The 21,015-nt window shown below is 72.1% G+C and carries 16 protein-coding genes and 1 pseudogene; 2 read left to right on the forward strand and 15 right to left on the reverse strand.

Annotation, left to right across the window (positions count from 1 at the left end):
* Positions 1-38: 38 nt before the first annotated feature.
* The 11 genes and pseudogenes from B1A86_RS11105 to B1A86_RS11155 all read right to left on the reverse strand — a co-directional run bounded on the left by B1A86_RS11105 (position 39) and on the right by B1A86_RS11155 (position 15,630).
* Positions 39-1,286, reverse strand: coding sequence for an IS256 family transposase (locus B1A86_RS11105; protein ID WP_020397262.1), 1,248 nt, complete (start codon positions 1,284-1,286; stop codon positions 39-41).
* A gap of 117 nt (positions 1,287-1,403) precedes the next feature.
* On the reverse strand, positions 1,404-2,258 hold the full coding sequence (cas1, locus tag B1A86_RS11110; protein ID WP_168196738.1) for a CRISPR-associated endonuclease Cas1: 855 nt from the start codon (positions 2,256-2,258) through the stop codon (positions 1,404-1,406).
* A gap of 226 nt (positions 2,259-2,484) precedes the next feature.
* Positions 2,485-3,731, reverse strand: a pseudogene (locus B1A86_RS11115) (IS256 family transposase).
* 109 nt (positions 3,732-3,840) lie between these two features.
* Positions 3,841-4,293, reverse strand: a complete 453-nt coding sequence (locus B1A86_RS11120) for a Dna2/Cas4 domain-containing protein (RefSeq protein ID WP_078025324.1) — start codon at positions 4,291-4,293, stop codon at positions 3,841-3,843.
* The gene (locus B1A86_RS11125; protein WP_078025323.1) at positions 4,290-5,303 is read right to left on the reverse strand and encodes a hypothetical protein; all 1,014 of its coding nucleotides are present in this window, start codon (positions 5,301-5,303) and stop codon (positions 4,290-4,292) included. The genes B1A86_RS11120 and B1A86_RS11125 overlap by 4 nt, the downstream gene beginning before the upstream one ends.
* 2 nt (positions 5,304-5,305) lie before the next feature.
* Positions 5,306-8,122 (reverse strand): type I-U CRISPR-associated helicase/endonuclease Cas3, encoded by a 2,817-nt coding sequence (cas3u, locus tag B1A86_RS11130; protein WP_078025322.1) that lies wholly within the window; start codon positions 8,120-8,122, stop codon positions 5,306-5,308.
* Positions 8,119-9,684, reverse strand: a complete 1,566-nt coding sequence (csb2, locus tag B1A86_RS11135) for a type I-U CRISPR-associated protein Csb2 (RefSeq protein WP_078025321.1) — start codon at positions 9,682-9,684, stop codon at positions 8,119-8,121. Before csb2 ends, cas3u begins: the two co-directional genes overlap by 4 nt.
* Before the next feature lie 2 nt (positions 9,685-9,686).
* Positions 9,687-10,931: a type I-U CRISPR-associated RAMP protein Csb1/Cas7u gene (cas7u, locus tag B1A86_RS11140; protein WP_078025320.1), complete on the reverse strand. Its 1,245-nt coding sequence runs from the start codon at positions 10,929-10,931 to the stop codon at positions 9,687-9,689.
* A 556-nt stretch (positions 10,932-11,487) separates the two neighbouring features.
* Entirely contained in the window at positions 11,488-12,408 is a 921-nt protein-coding gene (locus tag B1A86_RS11145) for an SDR family oxidoreductase (RefSeq protein WP_041105063.1), read from the reverse strand.
* Positions 12,409-12,631: 223 nt separating this feature from the next.
* Positions 12,632-14,263, reverse strand: coding sequence for an amidohydrolase (locus tag B1A86_RS11150; RefSeq protein ID WP_041105065.1), 1,632 nt, complete (start codon positions 14,261-14,263; stop codon positions 12,632-12,634).
* 188 nt (positions 14,264-14,451) lie between these two features.
* Positions 14,452-15,630, reverse strand: a complete 1,179-nt coding sequence (locus B1A86_RS11155) for a cystathionine gamma-lyase (protein WP_020627041.1) — start codon at positions 15,628-15,630, stop codon at positions 14,452-14,454.
* Positions 15,631-15,691: 61 nt separating this feature from the next.
* On the opposite strand from B1A86_RS11155, the gene B1A86_RS11160 reads away from it, so the two are divergent.
* Entirely contained in the window at positions 15,692-17,440 is a 1,749-nt protein-coding gene (locus B1A86_RS11160; RefSeq protein ID WP_020627042.1) for an ABC-F family ATP-binding cassette domain-containing protein, read from the forward strand.
* Between the two features lie 45 nt (positions 17,441-17,485).
* On the opposite strand, the gene B1A86_RS11165 is transcribed toward B1A86_RS11160, so the two are convergent.
* A complete protein-coding gene (locus B1A86_RS11165; protein ID WP_020627043.1) occupies positions 17,486-17,935 on the reverse strand; it encodes an SRPBCC family protein in 450 nt (149 codons plus the stop codon).
* Between the two features lie 104 nt (positions 17,936-18,039).
* Between B1A86_RS11165 and B1A86_RS11170 the strand changes: the two genes are divergently transcribed.
* Positions 18,040-18,777 (forward strand): Pr6Pr family membrane protein, encoded by a 738-nt coding sequence (locus B1A86_RS11170; RefSeq protein WP_020627044.1) that lies wholly within the window; start codon positions 18,040-18,042, stop codon positions 18,775-18,777.
* 7 nt (positions 18,778-18,784) lie between these two features.
* On the opposite strand, the gene B1A86_RS11175 is transcribed toward B1A86_RS11170, so the two are convergent.
* The 3 genes from B1A86_RS11175 to B1A86_RS11185 form a co-directional block, all read right to left on the reverse strand.
* Positions 18,785-19,615 carry an alpha/beta fold hydrolase gene (locus tag B1A86_RS11175; RefSeq protein WP_078025319.1) on the reverse strand — a complete coding sequence of 277 codons (831 nt, stop codon included), beginning with the start codon at positions 19,613-19,615 and terminating at the stop codon, positions 18,785-18,787.
* A gap of 188 nt (positions 19,616-19,803) precedes the next feature.
* The gene (locus B1A86_RS11180) at positions 19,804-20,331 is read right to left on the reverse strand and encodes a hypothetical protein (RefSeq protein ID WP_036315583.1); all 528 of its coding nucleotides are present in this window, start codon (positions 20,329-20,331) and stop codon (positions 19,804-19,806) included.
* 11 nt (positions 20,332-20,342) lie between these two features.
* Positions 20,343-20,933 carry a DinB family protein gene (locus B1A86_RS11185; RefSeq protein WP_078025318.1) on the reverse strand — a complete coding sequence of 197 codons (591 nt, stop codon included), beginning with the start codon at positions 20,931-20,933 and terminating at the stop codon, positions 20,343-20,345.
* Positions 20,934-21,015: the final 82 nt, after the last annotated feature.

The following is a 21,015-nucleotide window of genomic DNA, read 5'->3' on the forward strand; positions in this document are numbered from 1 at the left end:
GTGTAACCGTCTTCGAGGTTGTAGGGGGCTTGTACCTGTCAGGTCTGCAGGGTCGGCATCACCTCCGTGCTCATCACGGTCTCTTGCTCCGTGGTCAGGGGCTCACGGCACCGGGCGAGCAGTTCCAGGCCGAGATACCGGCGGCCTTCGGCCCATTCATCTGTCTGCTCGGCCAGCACGGCCCCGACCAGGCGCACCACGGCATCCCGGTTCGGGAAGATCCCTACCGCGTCCGTGCGTCGCCGGATCTCCCGGTTCAGCCGCTCGGCGGGGTTGTTCGACCAGATCTGGCACCACACGTCCCTCGGGAACGAGGTGAACGCGAGGATGTCCTGTCGAGCGGCGTCTAAGTGGGCGGCCACCGCGGGCAACCTGTCCTGCACGTAGTCCAACAGGCGCTCGAACTGGGCGTGCACGGCCGGCCCGTCGGGCTGGTCATACACGCTGTGCAGCATGGCCTTCACCGCCGGCCACATGCTCTTCGGGGTCACGGCCATCAGATTCGCCGCGTAATGGGTGCGGCAGCGTTGCCACACGGCCCCGGGCAGGTTCGCCGCCACTGCTTCCACGAGGCCGCGATGGGAGTCCGAGGTCACCAGTGCCACCCCGGCCAGCCCCCGGGCCACCAGGTCCGCGAAGAACTCGTTCCACCCCGCCCCGGACTCCGTGGTGGCCACCCTCAGCCCGAGGACCTCGCGGCGCCCGTCCGCGTTGACCCCGGTGGCGACCATGGCCACCGCGTTGACCACACGCCCGCCCTCACGCACCTTCATGGTCAGGGCGTCGGCGGCGAGGAACACGAACGGGCCGGCCTCGCCCAGCGGCCGGTGACGGAAAGCCTCGATGTGCTCGTCCAACTCCTGTGCCATCCGGCTGACCTGGGACTTCGAGAGCGAGTCGATGCCGAGCTGACGTACGAGCTTGTCCATGCGCCGGGTCGAGACCCCGGCCAGGTAGCAGTCCGCGACCACGGTGATCAGTGCGGACTCGGCCCGTTTGCGGCGCTCGAGGAGCCATTCGGGGAAGTACGTGCCGGCCCGGAGTTTGGGGATGGCCACATCGATCGTGCCGGCGCGGGTGTCCAGGGGTCGGTGCCGGTAGCCGTTGCGCTGTGCGGTACGGCTCTGGGAGGCCTGGCCGTACTCGGCGCCGCAGACCGCGTCCGCGTCGGCGGAGAGCAGTGCGTTGATCACGGTCTGCAGCAGGTGGCGCAACAGGTCTGGGGAGGCCTCCCCGAGAGCTTCGCGCAGCAGGCGTTCAGGGTCGACAATGTGTGGAGCGGTCATCGTGGTGATGTCCTTTCGAGAGTGCTGTGGAAGGTTCGCTCGAAGGCTCCCACGGTGACCGCGTCCGTGAAGGGGACGGTGTTGGCGACCGGGGAGGGTTACACCACTATCAGGGACTCAACTCTGGGTGAGCCGCGCGCCGCCGAGCACGTGAGTGAAAGACAGTCGCCCCAACTCGCCATTGTTGAACGCGGCCAAGATGGCGGAATCCACCACGGGCGGACGAAACTCCTCCATCAGGTCCAGCGCCAGGGCCGGCTTGTTCCGTCCGCTGGAGTGCAGCACCCCGGCATGCGGGTCCAGGCCGCAGGCCAGGACCGCACGGATCACCTCGGACAGGAGCATCCCATACCCGTAGTTCAAGGCGATGTTCAACGGGTCGGTGGCCCCTCGCCCGACCCGACCGGGGAAGGACTCAGCCACGCCCGCGTCCACACCTGGCGCCAGCAGTCCCGGGAATCCTGCGAAATACTCTGCGGCGGCCCGGCCCTCGATTCCGAACAACTGGCCGGTGGACGTCGCCGTGCTCGCCAGTCGCGTCGCCGATCGAAGACGCTTGACCACAGCTGGCATGCCTCCGAAACGCCGGAGGATCGTAGCCTGGTTCGCGACCTTGGCCACCACGAACTCGCGAGCGATGTCCACTCGGCCTTCGGCCGATGCCGCGAACTGACGGAAGCGTGCGCCGCCATTCGGCGGCTTGACTCCATTGGTCCACCCGACGACGCGCCCTGCCCCCGTGCACCAGACACAGGGAAGGCCTCGCCACATCAGCTCCCGCAGCAACGCTCCTGAGAGGTCGACGTTGCCGTGCACCACGACGGCCGACACCCGCTCCAAAGGGATGCTGGCCAGCCGCTCATCGCCCTTCACCACCGTGATCCGCCCGGCCGACATGCTCGCTCGACTCCCCGGCACAGTGAGGTGCAGGGTCTCACCGGCAGGGTCCGGCGGGACGATTCGGGACAGCACTTCTGCTTCCTGCCGTTCCTCAGGGAGGCAGACGGAGGCGTGGGAGCACCGCATGCACCTCGGGTCGTCCAGTAACGGTGCCGGAGCGGTCTTCCCGTTGACCACGGACCGAGCCGATGCCACCGCATCACGGGCGGCCTTTCGGTGCGCTGCCGAGATCTCGACCGGGGGTCAAGTCCCTGGAAGTGGTGTAACCGTCTTCGAGGTTGTAGGGGGCTTGTACCTGTCAGGTCTGCAGGGTCGGCATCACCTCCGTGCTCATCACGGTCTCTTGCTCCGTGGTCAGGGGCTCACGGCACCGGGCGAGCAGTTCCAGGCCGAGATACCGGCGGCCTTCGGCCCATTCATCTGTCTGCTCGGCCAGCACGGCCCCGACCAGGCGCACCACGGCATCCCGGTTCGGGAAGATCCCTACCGCGTCCGTGCGGCGCCGGATCTCCCGGTTCAGCCGCTCGGCGGGGTTGTTCGACCAGATCTGGCACCACACGTCCCTCGGGAACGAGGTGAACGCGAGGATGTCCTGTCGAGCGGCGTCTAAGTGGGCGGCCACCGCGGGCAACCTGTCCTGCACGTAGTCCAACAGGCGCTCGAACTGGGCGTGCACGGCCGGCCCGTCGGGCTGGTCATACACGCTGTGGAGCATGGCCTTCACCGCCGGCCACATGCTCTTCGGGGTCACGGCCATCAGATTCGCCGCGTAATGGGTGCGGCAGCGTTGCCACACGGCCCCGGGCAGGTTCGCCGCCACTGCTTCCACGAGGCCGCGATGGGAGTCCGAGGTCACCAGTGCCACCCCGGCCAGCCCCCGGGCCACCAGGTCCGCGAAGAACTCGTTCCACCCCGCCCCGGACTCCGTGGTGGCCACCCTCAGCCCGAGGACCTCGCGGCGCCCGTCCGCGTTGACCCCGGTGGCGACCATGGCCACCGCGTTGACCACACGCCCGCCCTCACGCACCTTCATGGTCAGGGCGTCGGCGGCGAGGAACACGAACGGGCCGGCCTCGCCCAGAGGCCGGTGGCGGAAAGCCTCGATGTGCTCGTCCAACTCCTGTGCCATCCGGCTGACCTGGGACTTCGAGAGCGAGTCGATGCCCAGCTGCCGTACGAGCTTGTCCATGCGCCGGGTCGAGACCCCGGCCAGGTAGCAGTCCGCGACCACGGTGATCAGTGCGGACTCGGCCCGTTTGCGGCGCTCGAGCAGCCATTCGGGAAGTACGTGCCGGCCCGGAGTTTGGGGATGGCCACATCGATCGTGCCGGCGCGGGTGTCCAGGGGTCGGTGGCGGTAGCCGTTGCGCTGCGCTGTCCGATGTTCGGAGGGCTTGCCGTACTCGGCGCCGCAGACCGCGTCCGCGTCGGCGGAGAGCAGGGCGTTGATCACGGTCTGCAGCAGGTGGCGCAACAGATCGGGAGAGGCCTCCCCGAGAGCTTCGCGCAGAAGGCGTTCAGGGTCGACAATGTGTGGAGCGGTCATCGTGGTGATGTCCTTTCGAGAGTGCTGTGGAAGGTTCACTCGAAGGCTCCCACGGTGACCGCGTCCGTGAAGGGGACGGTGTTGGCGACCGGGGAGGGTTACACCACTATCAGGGACTCAACTCGACCGGGACCCGCCGGTGATGGGTGGTGAAGTACACCTCGGCGTCCTCCACCGTGTTCCCCTGGGATTCGAGCGCCATCGTCTGCAGTACCAGCTGCAGACGATTGGCATCGCTGATTCGGGCAGCTCGCTTCACCGGGGTGGCTTTGTGCTCGACGACGCGTAGACGCCCCGACGGGAGTCGCTCGACCCGGTCGACTCGCCCGTGGACGCCGAGAGACGGGTCGCGCACGTCGATGCCGCGCATCGTCTGAGCCTCACGTGTGGTGGGCACGTCCACCCGCGCATGGTCCGCCACTCCCTGCTGGATCTGCGCCACCTTCGGCGCTTTCTCGTCCATGGCCTCGAGCCATGCCCGACGCGGGCAGAAACTCCAGTGCGCGACCAGACTGAATGGCAGCGAGTCAGCATACGGCTCCCCCGTGTCGTGCTCAGTCATCTCAGCGCCCTCGCCGCGAGAGTGCGCCGCTCCGGGGCCGACGCACTGCCGGTGACGTTCACGGGGAAGCTCAGGATCTGAGCGAACCCCCACTCCTCCAGGATCGCCTGAGCCGCCGTCGTCTCGGCTGAGCCCAAGCTGGGCCCTGTCGCGTCTTCCCCCGCCACGAGCAGGTATCGCGAGCGCAAGGCGGCCTGCATCCGCGCCACCGTCACCCAGGATGTCGGCACCGGCATCAACAGCCGCGCCAACGACTCCCTGCGGGCTGGGATATGAGCGGACGAAACGGACCGCCCGTGGCTGTCCGCCCAGACGGGCAAGGCCGCGAGCGCCCACAGCCCCACCCAGGCCCGCGCAGCATCCACCGGCCCCAGGGGGGCCATGCCCGTCGCCGTGCGGGAATCCGGCTTGTTCTTGCCCGGTTCGTCCTCCACCGTGGTCCCGAGAAGGCCCGAGGTCACTGCCTCCACCGCTCGGCCGGCCACGGCCCTTCCCGTGGGGAGGAGCGAATGCGCGATGAACTCCATGCCCTTGTTCCTGGTGCGCATCTCCCAGGCGGCCGCGCCATGGTCCGGCCGGAACGACTTACTCGTCCTGTGCCACCAGGCCCGCTCCCCCAAGCCCACCACGAGAGCCGAGTCGAGGCCGCGCAATGGCCGCGCCACCTCTGTGCGATCATGCAGCAGGTCTGCCCACCCGTGCTCGGACGCCGGCATCTTGGTCCGGGCCGAGAACAACGATCCAGCCACCGCGTCCGTGGAGTACAGCCAGCCCCCCGGGTTTTGGACATGCCGGGTCGCATGCCGGTGGATGAGGCTGCCAAAGGCCGCGGCATCAAGCCCTGCCCCACACAACTGCGGTCGAGAGTCCGGCTCGTCGGTCCACCGCAGCCGCACGGCACCGGCTCCCAGTTCCTCCTCCACGATCATCGCGGCGCCGAGCAGCGCCGCATGGGACAGCAGCACGTCCCACGTCCCAGCCAGGGTCACCGGCTCAGTCGTGCGGGCCATGTTCATCGTCCTTCCTTCGAGATCGTCACGTCGGCGGCCCGCAGGACCGCCTCGAGCCAGGCCACAGCCCACAGCCCCCACGTCTGTTCCACGGACAGAACCAGTGCGTCCCAGACTCCGACGTCGAACAGTTCCTCCGCGGCCATGCGGACGTGAGGGGGTGCCTCCGGGTGGACAAGACTCTCCGCGCCCATCAGGAACGTGCCGCGCCCATGTCCGTGGCTGGTTCCCACCAGACGCACGGCCAGGGCGTCCGCCCCGTCCGCATGCGCGTGAAGCATTGCGGCGGACAGCTGCTCGTGCCGCCAGCCAGCGGGGAGGAACCGTGACTGACGGAAGGGCAGGGCGCTCAGCAGACTCTTCGCCATCGGCTCGTCCACGCCAGCCACGCCCTGGGTCAGCCAAGCTTGGTAGCGGTCGTCGCTCTTGCCGTCGTCGTGGTGTGCCCCCGCCACAGTCAACGTCCGCTTCAGGCCCTCAGGCAGGCCGAGGACCTGGGCGAACTCGCCGGCCCGGTCTGCCACGTCCCTCTGGTGCTCGGCGAGGGACACAGGGCTGCGCCCGGTTGTCGCAGACAGCTGGGCGTCGTCGGGATCGGCCGCGTCCAGCAGCTCGAACACCACCCATGCCGCCTGCTGCGGCGAGCCGGGAGCCCGGCCACCCACGTGGACCCTCACGTCGAATCGTGCGACCAGGTCCGGGTCCGCCCACTGGCCGAGATAAGCGGTGAGCCACGCGGACTGTCCCCGGTCATCCAACGCATCCAGCACGCTGAGGAGGGTCAGCGGAACGTCCGCCTCCTGCAGGTCCGCGCAGACCTCCAATAGAGAGCATCGAAGGTGGTCCTGCACGCCAGGCGAGGCGACGCCGGTCATGAACACCACCCTGCGCTGACTGGCCTTCACCGGTTCGAGCGAGAGCATCGTCCCGTCCGCAGACCGCGGGTCGAGGACGTCGCCGACAGGCTCCCGGCCATCCTCGACCAGGACGTGATGGTGTGTGGCAGCCCAGTCGTGGGGGACGCAGACGACATCCCCCGGGACAATCCCGTGACCCGAGGCATCCGGATCCACGAGCGTCCACTGGCGTCCACGACGTACGAACGCGGGCGTCGCCCGCCCGCGGCGGCCCCCGGCGAGCAGCAGGCGCAGCCGGGAGAGCGTGACCGGATAGGCCTCATGCGGCTGAGGTGGGGCAGTCGCCAGCAACGCCGCGGACTCCGCCTGGTCCAACCCTGACCAGTCCTCTCCAGCGTCTTCGCCGAGACGGGGAAGCCGGCGGCCCACGACGGCGACGTCCGTTTCCGCGTCCAGTGAGTCCCTCAGCCACAGCGTCAAGTCCGGTTCGACGGCCAGTGCCTCGGACGTGCGGCTGAACAGGGCCGCGCGCGCGGCTTCGATCTCGCTGAGGACGGGCCTGGCCGGGGTGGAGGACGGGGCCGGGTTCTCCAGGAGAGCAGCGGGACTCACCCCCTTCGGATCCTCCGCGCGATCCCGGAGCCACTCGAGCGCGTCGGTGATGTCCTGCACTTCGTAAGGGGCCGCCGTCTTGGCCGTGGGATCGGCGGACGGACAGAGCACATGCATGGGGGCGGATTCCCGAGCCCCGGTGCGGTTGAGCCGCCCCGCCCGCTGCGCAAGCGCCGACCCTGACGCGATATCCGTGATGAGGAACCCGAAGTCCAGGTCGAGGCCGACTTCGATCGCCTGGGTCGCCACGTAGACATCCGGGGTCCGGGATCGTTCGAGGGCCTGCTCCCAGCGCCGGCGCGGCCCTACGACGAGCACGACATCGAGGCCGCCATTGAGACCGCGGAGGGCACGATGAACGGCCAGGGCCGACGCGACGCGGTTCATGACGACCCCCACGGGGGTGTGTCCCGCCTGCACGGCGTCCGTCACCATGCGGGCGATCTCCTGCGCTCCCTGCGTCGTTTCACGCGCTATGCCCCCAGCGAGCCAGGGGCCGTCCAGGTGCAGATGGACTGGCTTCGGACGGTCCAGACGGCGCAGGAGCGCCTCCCCCACGGCACCCGTGCGGATGTCCGAAAGCTCGACGCCGATAGAAGTCTGGGCCGGCGCGAGTCCCGCCGGAGTGGCCGTCGTCTCGACGACCTGCAGTACGGGCACGTGAGCGGCGAGAGGTGACTCACCGGCGAGCGACGCGACGCGACGAGCCGTGGTGAGCAGCTGCCGGTTGAGATGGGCCTCGTCCAGGATCAGCACGGAGTCGTATGCGATCAGCCCCGCCTCGCGGGGACGCATCCCTGCGGTGGAGCCATAGCCACGGAACAGGAGCCGGCTGCCGGCCATGTCCGGCGTCGCACAGATCACCTGGCAGGAGACCGGGTCGTCCTGCCATCCACGCTCCGGTGCGATCCCGCCGCGGAGCGTTGTCACCGAGCCCGGTTGCCCGGCCGGCGAGATGCGCCTCAGGGCAGCTGCGACTCGGCTCAAAGGCGCCTCGATCGGGACGTCCGTGATCTCGGCGAGCTGATCGAACACAGCCTCGGCCCGGGAGGCCATGTCGTCAACGAGCGCTCGGCGCCCCACCACGTGCCAGAGGCGACGAGGGGCCCGGGCCCCTTCCCACCCGGGTGCGTGGGTCATGGCCACCGCGAAGACGTGCACCTCCAAGACGCTCGATTTGCCAGCGCCCGTGGGCGCAACGACGGCGTCAGGCCAGCGTCCCGTCGTCACGACCTGCCTCAGCAGAGCACGCTGCCAGGCGTAGGGCTCACGGCCATGGTTCACGGCGGCGAAGAACTCGTCGAACTCATCGATGGCGACGGTCAAGGCCGCCTTGTCATTGACGTTCATGACCGCTCCTGGGTCGATCCGGGAATGTCCGTGGGCACCAGCAGTCCGCAGCCCAGATGACGGCTCTGACCGAGCGCGAGGATGGCCCGGTCAGGCACGGCGGTGCTGAGAGTGAGCGTGAGGCGGAACGGCTCGATGGGGCTGCGGCGGTCCGTACGGTGGACGTACGCCGTCGGCGTGAGCGTGCGGAACGCCCTGCCCCGAAGCTGCGCCCCGCTCTCCACAACCGCTGCGTGCCGAGCGACAGGGTCCTTCGTCGCGAACGCCGGTTCGACGTCACGGAGCACATTGCCCAAAGACCATGCGGCAGCCAGGTCGACGTCCCGGATCGGGGGTTTGGACTTGAGCCGTCGCTCTACGACCACGGCCGGCTGGGCGTCCCACGTCCGCACCGCACCCTCGGTCGGAGCCTTCCAGAATTCAGTCCCGTCGTACACCTCGATCTCCTCAGGTGCAACGGTCAGCTGGTGCTCTGAGGTGACGACACGGCGGACCCCGGCCAAGGCTGATGCCAGCATCCCCAGGGCGGGCCCGGGCATCCCTCGCGGCACCAGGACGAGGAATCGATCCCGTCCGTCCGAGAACGGCAGGTTCGGAAGGTCCCCCGGCGCCAGGTGGAGTGCGACACGGTTGGCCGGTGGGGCGACGGACGGCGCATAACGGCCGGTGATCTCCGGCGGGGCGTCGGGGCCCAGGCGCGACACGAGCGCGCGGTGCAGGGCGACGCAGACACTCACGTACCGCTCTTCAGGGACAGTGGAGTTGGCCCCGATGACGGGGACCGCCAGCACCTGGGTCCAGGGAACGTCAGGTTCGTGGTGCTCGACCGGCGCGAAGATCCCGCTCCGGAGGTGGTCGCGCGGCGGCAGGGTGGCATGCGGCACCGCCGACGTCGTGTGCTTGTCGCCGCTAGCCGAGGGCTTCCGCCCCAGCGTCGTTGCCGCGTGGGCACGGTCGAGCTCTGCCCTCCGTCCGGGACTCGGCATCGCCTGCCGCACCGCACCGGGGACCGCACGCAGACTTGCATTCCGGTCACGTCGATGCGTGGGCGCCGGAAGGCCCTCCCCCTCGTGCACCGTCAGACGTACGGGCGACGACGCCTCTCCGAGATGGGGCACGTCCGCGCAGAGTTGTTCCAGAGTTGAGCAGACCTGTGTGTCCGTCCCGCTGGGCCCGTCATCCCAGACCCACTGCACGGGGCCGCCGAGCGCAGTTCCGTCCGAGACAGGCCGGCCGGTCACTTTGTAGTTGGTCTTGCCGACCTCCTTGAGGAAGACCCCCTCCTTCCGGTACGCGAAGCGTCGCACGCCAGGTGCCACGGGCGTGTGACCAGGCAGGACCAACGCATCCGGCGGATGCTCCTCGAGCCAGTCCAGGGCGGCCAACGACTCTGCCGTGAACGGAGCCTCAGGATCCCCCGTCGAAAGAGTCCCCGCAGCGGCCGCCTGCACGAGGGCCGAGAAGAGCCTCGCGACATCAGGGAATCGCTCTGCGCCGCCGTCCGGCCCGTGGCCCGTGTAGACGCCCAGCGGGAAGTCCGCGCTGATGACGAGTCCGCCCATGGTCACACCTCGACGTCGTCGGTGCTGGCGGCGCCCAGGATCGCCGGGTCGCCCACCAGTTGGATGGTCTGCCCGTTCCACTCGACACCGGCGACCGACTTCGCATGCGCCAGCGCCGCTTCGAACACCTGGACGGCCACCTCGTCCGTGATGGGGGCGAGCGCCCGGGACTTGCCGTACCGGAGGTCGAGGGTCACGGTCGGCTCATCGGATTCGACCAGATGGCAGTTCGCACGCAGATGCAGCTCGCGGTCCGAGAGGGCCATGCCGAGCAGGGCGTAGGCCGCGAGCAGGGCGCGGCACGCCACGTCCTGCTCCGTCGTGCCGCCGAAGCGGAGCTGACGGAGCGCGGAAAAGGACAGGAGGCGTCGTCGCATGATGGAACGGCACGCGACACCGCCCAGTTCGCCGAGGACCGGCGGGATGTGGCCCAGGCCGAGCGTGGACATGGACGATCCGGTCTCCCCCTTCTTCTTGGCCTCGGCGAGCACCTTGTCCTGCAGTTTGGCGCTCAGTTCACCCGCCTGCGCCTTGACCAGTGCCTCGACGTCCTTGGCCGATGGCTTGACGCTCGCCGCGACGGGGTCCACACGGCCAGCTGCGCGCCGATTGGTCCGCGGCGCCCCGCCCTCCTGGTCCTGGTCGGCCAGAACGCCGATGATCTCACCCGTCATGCAGGACTGGTAGCGGCCCTGATGCGACTTCCGAGTGGAGTCCCATGCGCCGAGGACCAAGGCCGTCGGTGCGGCGTCCAGCAGAGCCCGGGCGTCGAGCTTCGTGGCGTCTCGCAGTGCACGGTAGGCCTCGGTCTGCGTCACGGGAGCACCGTCAAGGGTGGCCGCCCGGATGTGTCCGTCGAACGCACGATGAGGCAGGGAGAGATCCGACTCGACAGCCTCTCCGTAACGCACCTCGATGGTCGGCACCTTGCGCAGCGCCTCTCCCTCCGGTGTCCCCTGATCCCGCCGAGCGGAGATGATGGCGTCCTCGTCCCGGTTGGAGACCGACTGCTTGCTGTCCACGACGACGGTCCACACCGGTCGCGGCTGACCGGCCTCGTCGAGTTCCATCCGACGCTCGTAGGCGTAGGTGGGCTCACCCCGGCCCTCGATCACCTTGGCCGGCGCGATCACCGCCCCGGGGCCGCCGGCGGGCCGGAGCGGGGTCTCCGACAAGAGTGAGGTGCTCCCCCCGGGAGCACACGCGGCGAGGAGGTCCTCGAGGGACAGGGTGTCGAAGTCAGACATGACGCGGCCTTTCGTCCTGGTCTCGGGGCCGCCCCATTCGCTCGGGCGCTGCCCCCGCTTAACGTGTCCGCCTCCCGCGCGAAGATCGAGTGGTCGGAAGCCTCGGTGAGGCATGACACAGATGCTGACAGAGCGGGCGCACAGGGTCAATAATGGAACCCTCTTAGCAAGTTCTCACTCACATACTTACTATCAGCTAGTAGGGGTACATCCCCTGGCCCGCCTGCCCCGCGCGCCATGGGGGCGCCTCCCCAGCACGCGCGTCCTCACGTAGGGTCGTCTTCGTCGCGCGGAGTCACCCACCCCCTTCGTTGAGGCTAGGTCTGTGCCTGAGAACTGCGCCCAGACGCACACCACGCGGGATCTCCGCGTCTTCGCTGAGCCGGCTCCGCGCGACACCGCCGGGCTCCATCAGGTGATTCCGCACAAGGCTGTGGAGCCTGCAGCCCCACCCCACAGACAAGGTGACGGTCGTGGTCGCTTCCGGTGTCCGGAGGCGACCACGACCGTCACCTTGTCTATCGCGGGGTACACGCCCCGCCTGACAGGCCTCACCTCACGGCGTCGGCATGCCGCCGGTGACCGGGATGGTCGCGCCCACCACGTAGGAGGACTCCGGCGAGGCCAGGAACACGTACGCCGGGGCGAGCTCGGTGGGCTGCCCGGCGCGGCCCAGCGGAGTGGACTGGCCGAACTCCGGCAGGGCCTCCGGCTTCTGGCCGCCGGAGGGCTGCAGCGGGGTCCAGATCGGCCCGGGCGCCACGGCGTTCACGCGGATGCCCTTCGGGGCCAGCTGCTGGCCCAGGGCCTTCGTGAAGGTGTTGATGGCGGCCTTGGTGGCGGAGTAGTCCACCAGCTGCTCCGGGGCCATGTAGGCGACCACGGAGGTGGTGTTGATGATCGTGGAGCCCGGCTTCAGGTGCGGCAGGGCGGCCTTGACCAGGCGGAACTGGGCCAGGATGTTGATGTCGAAGGTGGCCTCGAGCTGCTCGTCGTCGATGTCCTCGATCGAGTCCTGCGCCACCTGCTTGCCGCCGTTGTTCACCAGCACGTCCAGCCCGCCGAGCTTCTCGACCGCCTGGGCCACGAGGTCGACGCAGAACGTCTTGTCGCGCAGGTCACCGGGGATCCCGACGGCGGTGCGCCCCTCCGCCTGCAGGACCTCGAGGACGTGCTGGGCGTCCTTCTCCTCCTCCGGCAGGTAGGTGATCACGACGTCGGCGCCCTCGCGAGCGAACGCGATCGCGGTGGCCGCGCCGATGCCGGAGTCGCCGCCGGTGATGAGCGCCTTGCGGCCCTCGAGACGGCCGGTGCCGCGGTAGGACTTCTCACCCAGATCGACCTTCGGCGTCATCTCCGCGTCCAGGCCGGTGCCGGGCAGCGACTGCTCCGGCGGGCTGATCACGGGGTAGCGCTTCGTGGGGTCCTGCAGGGTGAGCTGGTCGGTGGTGGTGGTGTTCGCGTCGTCGTGCGCCACGGGGTGCTCCTCACGGTCTCGGGGCGACGCGCGGTCTGCGCGCCGTCCTCCGAGCGTAGGGAGCAGCCCCCCAGCAGAGCCACGGCTGACCGCCGGGTCACCGGACGTGCCCCACCCGCTCCCCTGGATGACGAGCCCTGCGATATGGCCCCTAAACCAGGCGGGTAAGGGCCATATCGCAGGGCTCGTCGCGAGGAGTCGGGGCCGGTGCCGGGACCGGGCGTCACAGCCCGCCGTGCACGAACTCCCCGCCCACGGCTGTGGCGACGACGTCGATCGCCGCGATCTGGTCGCTCGGCACCACGCGCGGGTCCTCGCTGAGCACCGTGAAGTCCGCGAGCTGGCCTGCGACGAGCCGCCCCTTGCGGCCGCCCCAGCCGGTCGCCTCCGCGGAGCCGACCGTGTAGGCGTGCAGGGCCTCGGCCACCGTGAGCCGCTCCGCGTCCGGGCCGTACTGCTCGCCGGTCTCGGTGCGGCGCAGCACGAAGTCCTGGATGACCTCCAGCGGGCGGCCGCCGGCCACGGGACGGTCCGAGCTGCCCGGCAGCACCAGGCCCGCGCGCAGCAGCCGCCCGGCCGGGTACGACAGCGCGGCCCGCTCCGGCCCGATCCGCTCCCGCACCGACCCGCCGAACGCGCTGATGAAGTTCGGCTGGGTGGCCATCACGACCTCCAGCTCGGCCATACGGGCCACCTGATCGTCGCGGACCACCCCGCCGTGCTCCACGCGGTGCGGCATCACGGGCCGCCCGAACCGGCCCCGCGCCTCGGCGATCACGTCGAGGGCGAAGTCGAGGGCGGCGTCGCCGATCGCGTGCAGGGCCAGCGCCCAGCCGGCGGCCGCCGCACCGAGGCACGCCCGGCGCATCTCCCCCGCGTCCTGCTGCAGGTAACCGCGGCCATGACCGTGGCCGCAGTAGTCCTCGGTCATCGCGGCGGTCTGCCCGAGCATCGACCCGTCCGTGAACACCTTCGCCGGCCCGATCTGCAGCCACTCGTCGCCCACGCCCGTGCGCACGCCGGCGTCGAGGGTGAGGTGCGTGCCGTCGTCGGGATGGCCGTCCACCGAGTGCAGCGCGTCCAGGGTGACCATCGTCTGGAAGCGGGTGCGCAGCAGCCCCGCGTCCCGGGCGCGCTGATACGCGCCGAACTCGAGCGGGCTGTGCCCGATCCACCCGCCGGCCACCCCCGCATCCGTCACCGAGGTGATGCCCTCGGCCGCGTACCCCTGCGACGCCCGCGCCAGGCACGCGCCGATGTGCTCGTGGGACTCCGACTGCAGCAGCCGGGTCACCAGGCTCATGGCGGTCTCCTCCAACAGACCGGTGGGTCGACCCTCGGCGTCCGTGAGGATCCGCCCGCCCTCGGGCTGCTGCAGCACCTGCTCCCCCACGCCGGCCAGGACCAGCACCGCCCCGGACACCGTGACGGCGTGGCCCGTGTTGTGGCGGATGAGCACGGGGCGCCCGGAGGCGGCGGCGTCGAGGCCGTCCCGGTCCGGCTGGGGGCCGGTCAGGTGGCCGGGGTCGAAGCCGGTGCACGTTACCCAGGCGCCGGGGTCGAGCTCGGCGGCGCGGGCGCGGACCCGGCGGTGGACCTCCTCCGCCGTGCGCGCACCCTCGAGGTCCACGTCCAGCCGGGACTGGCCGAACCAGACACTGTGCGCGTGGGCGTCGTTGAACCCGGCGAGGACGGTGCGCCCCCGCGCATCGAGGCGTTCGCGTGCCGCGAGGCCGTCCAGCTCCTCGTCCACCCCGACGACGACGCCCCGCCACACCCCCAGCCGCGAGGCCGACGGGCGGGCGGGGTCGCCGGTGATGAGGCGGGCGTTCTCCACGATCAGGTCGAGCTGCATGGGGCGGGTCTCCTGGGGCGGGGCGGGCGGGCGAGGCGCGGGTGGGCGGCCTCGTCCGCGAGCGTAGCCGGGACGCGGGTCAGGGTGAGGTCTCGGCGGCGCTCACTTTCAGGGCCGAATACGACTCTCCCGGGCCCCAGAGCCCCCGGGAGAGTCGTATTCGGCCCACAAAGTGCGGAGGGCGCGGGTCAGGCGGTCGGCCCGCCGCCCGCGGCGGTCATCGCGCGTTCCAGGTCGGCCAGCAGCTCGGCGGTGGGCTCCACGCCCACGGACAGACGCACGAAACCGTCCGGGACGTCGTCGCCCCAGCGGGCGCGGCGCTCGGCCGCCGTGTGCGTGCCGCCGAAGCTGGTCTGCGGCACCACGTACTGCGCCGCGGCGATGAACCGCTCGGCCGCCGCCGCGTCCGCGAACCGCAGCCCGACGAGGCCGCCCGCCGCCGTCATCTGACGCGCCACGACCTCCGCGTCCGGGTGGTCCGCCAGCCCCGGGTAGACCACGGCGCGCACCGCCGGGTGGCCCGCGGCCAGCTCCGCGACCGCCTGCGCCGAGGCGCACATCCGGGCGAAGCGGACCTCGAGGGTCTCGAGACCGCGGTGGATGAGCCAGGCCTCGTGGGTGCCCAGGATCCCGCCGGCCAGGGTCCGCCAGCCGCGCACCCGCGCCATCACCTGCGGGTCCCGGCTGGCCACGTGCCCGCCGAGGGCGTCCGTGTGCCCGTTGACGGCCTTCGTGTCCGAGGCCACGACCACGTCCGCCCCCAGCTCCAGCGGGCGCTGCCCCAGGGGGGTCAGCAGCGTGTTGTCCACCACCACGAGGGCCCCCGCGCCGTCCCGGCGGCCGTTCGCGTGGGCGCGGGCGGCGACGTCCGCCAGGTCCGCGACGCGCAGCCCCGGGTTGGAGGGGGTCTCCACGAGCACCAGGTCGTAGCCGCTCAGGTCCGCATGGGCGAGCCCCTGGGTGGCGACCAGGTCCACGTGCACGCCTCGGGGCGTGAGGTGCTCGGCGGCGAGGGCGCGGGTGGGCCCGTAGCCGTCCGCGGGCAGGAGGGCGCGGTCCCCCGGGTGCAGCAGGGGCAGCAGGACGGCGGCGATCGCGGCCATGCCGGAGGGGACCACGGCGACGTCGGCGTCCTCCAGCGCGCCCAGGGCGGCCTCGAGCGCGGACCAGGTGGGCGTGGCCCAGCGCGCGTACTGGAAAGGCACGTCCGCGCCGGGGGCGGTGGGGGCGCCGTCCGGGTCCGCGCCGGGCAGGTGGAACGCGCTCGCGTGGACCAGCGGCGGGGAGATGGACTCCCCCGGGGCCATCCCGTGGGCGCGGTGGTGCAGGACGGTGCCGAAGGCGGGCGGCGGCGGGGCGGCGGACATGGCCCCGAGCGTAGTCCCGACCCCGGACGCGGCAGCGCGCCCCCTCCCTAGACTGGCGGACATGACCTCCGGCCCTCCCTCCCCCGCCCTGCCCGCCGGGCCCGCCGCCCACCTGCGCGGCGAGCACCTGACCGTCTCGCTCGGCGGGCACCGCGTGCTCACGGACGCCACGGTGCGGATCAACGCCGGCTCGCGGCTCGGGATCGTGGGTGAGAACGGGCGCGGCAAGACCACGCTGCTCCACGTGCTCACGGGCCGGATCACGCCCGACGTCGGCCGCGTGACGCGGGCGGGCACGCTCGCGTTCGTCCCGCAGGCGCTGCGGGCGCGGGCCGACGGGCGCTCCCGCACGGTGGGCGACCTGGTCCGCGACGCCCTCACGGGCCCGCACGCCGCACTCGAGGCCCTGGACGCCGCCGCGGCCGCCCTGGCCGAGGCCCCCGACGACGCCGGCGCCGGACACCGGTACTCCACCGCGCTGGAGCGGGCCCACCTCTACGACGCCTGGGACGCCGGCCGGCGCGTGGACATGGACCTCGAGGGGCTGCACGCGTGCACGGACCGCGAGCACCCCCTCACATCGCTCTCGGTCGGCCAGCGCCACCGGGTGCGCCTGGCCGTCACCCTCGGCTCCCGGCCGGACCTGCTGCTGCTGGACGAGCCGACCAACCACCTGGACGACGTCGCCCTGGACTTCCTCACCCGCCGGCTGGTGGAGCACCCGGGCGGGGTCGCCGTCGTCAGCCACGACCGCGCCCTGCTGCGCGCCGTGTGCACCGACATCGTGGACCTGGATCCCAGCCAGGACGGGCGGCCGCGGCGGTACTCCGGCGGGTACGCCGGCTGGGCGAAGGGGCGCCGCCGCGCCCGGGCCGCCTGGGAGCAGGAGTACGCCGAGCAGAACGCCGAGCGCGAGCGGCTGGAGCTGGCCGTGGAGGACGCGCGGGAGCAGATGCAGGGCTCGTGGCGGCCCCCGAAGGGCACCGGCAAGCACCAGCGCTCGAGCCGGTCGGCGGGGATCGTGCAGATGTTCAACCGGCGCTTCGACGAGCTGGAGGCGCACCGGATCACCGTGCCCGAGCCGCCCCTGCGCCTGGACTGGCCGTTCGCGGACATGCCCGACGGCGACCCGCGGGACGGCGCGGACGCGGCGGCGGGCACGGCGGGCGGGCCGGGCACGGCGGGCGACGACGTCCTGCTCACCGCGGACGCCGTGCGCGTGGCCGGGCGGCTCGAGCAGCCGATGGGCGCGGCCCTCGTGCCGGGCGGCCGCGTGCTGGTGACGGGCCCGAACGGGGCCGGGAAGTCCACGCTGCTGCGCGTGCTCGCCGGGGACCTGGAGCCCACGAGCGGCTTGGTGACCGTGGGCGCCGACGTGCGCGTGCGCCTCGTGGCGCAGGAGACCCCCGCGTGGGACGAGGAGCGCACCGCCGCCGCCGTGTTCGAGGAGCACGTGCGCCGCGTCGGCGCGGACGAGGCCGGCGTCGACGACCTGGGCCGTCCCCTGCCGGCCCCCACGCTGCCCTCGCTCGGGCTGCTCACCGCCGAGGCCGCGGACACCCCGGTCGGACGCCTGTCCCAGGGGCAGCAGGCCCGTCTGCACCTGGCGATGGTGCTCATCGAGCGCCCCCACGTGCTGCTGCTGGACGAGCCGACGAACCACCTCTCCCCCGCGCTCGTGGACGAGATGACCGAGGCCCTGCAGGTCACGGAGCAGGCCGTCGTCGTGGTGACCCACGACCGGCAGATGCTCGCCGACCTCGCCGACTGGCCGCGCGTCGAGCTGCGGACCGACGCCGCGGCGGTGTGAGGCGGGCGGGGCCCCTGGCCACAGGCCCGGCCCGGCGGTCCGCCCTCAGAGGTGCGCCCGGCACAGCCGCCGCAGCGCCACGCGGGCCGGCAGTCGGTAGGCCAGGGCGACGACGGCGGGCCCGTGGACCGTCAGCCCCGCCCGGGTGCCGCGGGGGGTGGCGGTGAGGTCGTGCGTCATGGAGACCGCCGTCCCGGCCACCCGCACCGTCCACCGCCAGGTGCGGGCGTCATCGTCGACCTCCTCGACCACGAACGGGACGCGCAGCCCCAGGGGCGCGTGGACCACGCCGCGAAGCCCGGCCCGCAGCCGGCGCCGTGGCGCCTCCACGGCGCGGATCTGCGGAGCCCACCGCGGCCACAGGCGCAGGTCGGCGTAGCGGGCCCAGGCCACGTCCACGGCGGCGGGCCCGGTCGTCGTCACGCGGCGGAACTGTCGGGGGCGGCGCGCGCGCCTCGCGCCGGCGGGGGTGCGGGTCCAGGGGGTCCGGATCATGGTGCCGAGCGTAGGGTCCGGACCGCCGGCCGGGACACGCCCGCCGGCCCGAGCGGCTCGGCCAGTGCACCGGGGGCGGCGTCGCGCTCCGGCAGGATGGGCGCATGACCCTCCCCACCCCCTCCGGCCGCTGGACGACGACGGCGCGGCCTGCCTTCGCCGTCGCCGCGGCCCTGTCCCTGGGCGGCAACCTGCTCTCACTGTGGATCGGCTCGTGGAAGTCCTCGGACCTGCCGGCCGACGCGGGCTACGCGGGCGTGCTCGAGGGCGGCTGGGAGCACATGCTCAACCAGCCCACGTACTTCACGTTCCTCTCGAACTTCCTGGTGGGGCTGACGTCCCTGCTGCTGGCGCTGCGCCTGCACCGGCCGGGCACGCTGTTCCGGGTGCTGCGGGTGACGGGGGTGGTGTGCATCGTGATCACGGGCGTGGTGTTCAACGTGCTGCTGCGGGACGCCGACCCGATGACCGCCGTCGAGCGGTTCAACGACACCCTGCAGCACATCGTCACGCCGATCCTCACCCCGGTGCTGTGGGCGGTCTTCGGGCCGCGGCGGCAGATCACGTGGCGGGTGGTGTGGTTGTCCACGCTCATCCCGCTCGCCTGGCTGGCGTTCACGCTGCTGCGCGGGCCGTGGCTGGACTGGTACCCGTACACGATCCTGGACGTCCCGCGGCTGGGCTACGACGGCGTCGCCGTCTACGTGGTGGCGATCCTCGTGTTCTTCGTGGCGGTCGCCGCCCTGCTGCGGGTGGCCGACGGCCTGCTGGCGCGGGCCGGCGTCGGGGTGGGGGCGGGCGCCGAGGCGGAGGCCCGGGTGGAGGCCCGTCCCTCCCCCTGACCCCGCCTCAGTCCGACGCCGCGCGGCCCACCTGCACCGCCCACGCGCGGACGAGCGCCTCGGCGACCTCCGGCTGGTCCAGGTGCACGTTGTGGCCGGCGGCGTCGAGCGCCGCGTAGGTGGCGCGCGGGTAATGCTCCAGGAGCGCGGCCTGGTCCCGGTAGCCGACGAGGTGGTCCTCCCGGCCGGTGAGGATCAGGGCGGGCCCCTCGAACGGCGGCGCGGCCTCCTCCGGCACGGCGTCCAGGACGTAGCGCGCGGACAGGCGCTTCAGCGCCTCCTCGTCCACGGCGCGGACGCCCGGCAGCGCGTGCTCGCGGAACCGCTCCCACGTGTCCCGCGTCAGCCGCGGGGACATCTCGAGGAACGGGGCGGCGTCGTCGGGGTCGAGGGTAGACATGAAGGCGTCGTCGCGCTCGCGCACCACCAGGTCGGTGCGGGTGCGCCGGTCCTCGTCCGGGTCGACGACGGGCGCGAGCAGCCCCAGCCCCAACACCTGCGCGCCGAACTCGGCCGCCACGTGCCGGGCGAGCAGGCCGCCGAGGGAGTTGCCGAGCACCGCGAACGGCCGCTCGCCGACCTCCGCGCGGATCCAGTCCACGAGCCAGGCGGCGAGCTCGGGGAGGCCGCCGTCGTCCTGGAGGGCCGAGGTCCGGCCGAAGCCCGGCAGGTCCACGTAGATCCGCTCGACCTCCCCGGCCTCGGCGAGGGCGTCGTCGAGCGGCAGCAGCAGCCGGTGGTCCACGCTGTTGCCGTGCACCTCGATCAGCGGGACGCCGGAGCCGCGGCGGACGACGTGGGGGTTCTCGGGGGTGTGCTCGGATGTGTGCTCGGTCATGGGTCCGAGCGTAGGGCTGAGCGCGCGGTGCCGCCCTCTCCCCGCCGCCCTCTCCTCGCCGCCCTCTCCCCGCTGCCCCCTCCCCACCGCTTTGCGGGCCGAATGCGACGCTCCCGTGCCCGATTCAGGGGCTCATCCGTCGGATTCGGCCCACAAAGTGCTCGGCCGGGCCGCCCGGTGCCGGCCGGTCACCAGAGCAGCTGGTCCCCGCGGATCTGCGTCTGGAGTCCGTCGATGCGCCCGAGCACGGAGACCTGCAGCAGGGCCGGCCAGGCGTGCACCACGAGCCCCAGGGCCACCGCGACCACGCCCCAGACCGGATGCCCGACGGCCGCCAGCGCCACGCCCGCCACCGCGTGCAGACCCGCGGAGGCGGCGTGGCTGACGAGGGAGCCCACGGCGGCGGTGCGGATGCGCCGCAGGTCGGCCCGGCCGGTGATGCGGCGGCTGATGGCCGCGTTCCAGCCGACGGCGCCCAGCTGCCGGGAGAGCCAGTCGGTGCGGACCCGGCGGGCGAGATCGCGCCAGCGCGTGTCCCGCCTCCACGGCCGGTCCACGAGCTGCCGCGAGGGCTCCCCGTAGAACGGGCCGAACCCGAAGGTCCCCACCGTGAGCACGCCGACGAACAGCCCCGGCGCCGTCGGCGCCATCAGCACGAAGGCGGACATCAGGGCGGCGACGGTGAGGGCCAGACCGGCGAGCGAGCGGGGAGTCATCACCGCGGACGCTAGCGCACCGGGCCCGCACCCCGGGCGATCCCCTCGAGCCGCCGCACGTGCGCGGCCCACCGCTCGGCGTCCCAGCCGGGCAGGTTGTCCCCGGGGCCGCGCAGGCCGGCCTGCCCGTCGATCCCCTCGCGCAGGATGTCGGCGTGGCCGGCATGGCGGGCCGCGTCGAGGGCCACGTGGGAGAGGATCTGCGCCAGAGTCACCTCGGCCAGGTGCGCGGGCCACCAGGGGACCCGCCCCCGCGCGTCGAAGACGAGGGCCTCGATGGTCGCGTCCGCGTGCGCGAAGCATCGCCGCGCGTAGTCGAGGACGTCCTCGAGGGTCTCGTCCTCGGCGGCGAACAGGTCCGCGCCGTCCTCCTCGCCCACCCCCGGCGCGTCCCAGGGCAGGGGGATGCCGGCGGGGCGGCCGAAGACCTCGCCGAAGTACTCGAGCTCGCACGTGGCCGCGTGCTTGAGCAGGCCCAGCAGGTTGGTGCCGGTGGGGGTGCGGGGCAGGCGGACCTCCCGCTCGGGCAGGCCGTCCAGCTTCGCGAAGAGGGCGTCGCGCTGCCGGCGCAGCCCCTGATGGAGGATCTCCTTGTGGTCCATGGGGTGAGCCTGCCGGGATTCAGGCCGCGCGGACGGCCCTGGCCCGTGGCCCGACGTCGTCGCGGACGTCCGGCGCCCCGGG

It is taken from the genome of Micrococcus sp. KBS0714, from assembly GCF_002008305.4.
In the GTDB taxonomy this organism is placed as follows: domain Bacteria; phylum Actinomycetota; class Actinomycetes; order Actinomycetales; family Micrococcaceae; genus Micrococcus; species Micrococcus luteus.

What these genes read in the sequence shown, in the direction of transcription:
- B1A86_RS11105 (WP_020397262.1), bottom strand. Translation starts at nt 1,286, where the DNA reads ATGACCGCTCCACACATTGTCGACCCTGAACGCCTGCTGCGCGAAGCT.
- B1A86_RS11120 (WP_078025324.1), bottom strand. Translation starts at nt 4,293, where the DNA reads ATGACTGAGCACGACACGGGGGAGCCGTATGCTGACTCGCTGCCATTC.
- B1A86_RS11125 (WP_078025323.1), bottom strand. Translation starts at nt 5,303, where the DNA reads ATGGCCCGCACGACTGAGCCGGTGACCCTGGCTGGGACGTGGGACGTG.
- cas3u (WP_078025322.1), bottom strand. Translation starts at nt 8,122, where the DNA reads ATGAACGTCAATGACAAGGCGGCCTTGACCGTCGCCATCGATGAGTTC.
- csb2 (WP_078025321.1), bottom strand. Translation starts at nt 9,684, where the DNA reads ATGGGCGGACTCGTCATCAGCGCGGACTTCCCGCTGGGCGTCTACACG.
- cas7u (WP_078025320.1), bottom strand. Translation starts at nt 10,931, where the DNA reads ATGTCTGACTTCGACACCCTGTCCCTCGAGGACCTCCTCGCCGCGTGT.
- B1A86_RS11150 (WP_041105065.1), bottom strand. Translation starts at nt 14,263, where the DNA reads ATGCAGCTCGACCTGATCGTGGAGAACGCCCGCCTCATCACCGGCGAC.
- B1A86_RS11155 (WP_020627041.1), bottom strand. Translation starts at nt 15,630, where the DNA reads ATGTCCGCCGCCCCGCCGCCGCCCGCCTTCGGCACCGTCCTGCACCAC.
- B1A86_RS11160 (WP_020627042.1), top strand. Translation starts at nt 15,692, where the DNA reads ATGACCTCCGGCCCTCCCTCCCCCGCCCTGCCCGCCGGGCCCGCCGCC.
- B1A86_RS11165 (WP_020627043.1), bottom strand. Translation starts at nt 17,935, where the DNA reads ATGATCCGGACCCCCTGGACCCGCACCCCCGCCGGCGCGAGGCGCGCG.
- B1A86_RS11170 (WP_020627044.1), top strand. Translation starts at nt 18,040, where the DNA reads ATGACCCTCCCCACCCCCTCCGGCCGCTGGACGACGACGGCGCGGCCT.
- B1A86_RS11175 (WP_078025319.1), bottom strand. Translation starts at nt 19,615, where the DNA reads ATGACCGAGCACACATCCGAGCACACCCCCGAGAACCCCCACGTCGTC.
- B1A86_RS11180 (WP_036315583.1), bottom strand. Translation starts at nt 20,331, where the DNA reads ATGACTCCCCGCTCGCTCGCCGGTCTGGCCCTCACCGTCGCCGCCCTG.
- B1A86_RS11185 (WP_078025318.1), bottom strand. Translation starts at nt 20,933, where the DNA reads ATGGACCACAAGGAGATCCTCCATCAGGGGCTGCGCCGGCAGCGCGAC.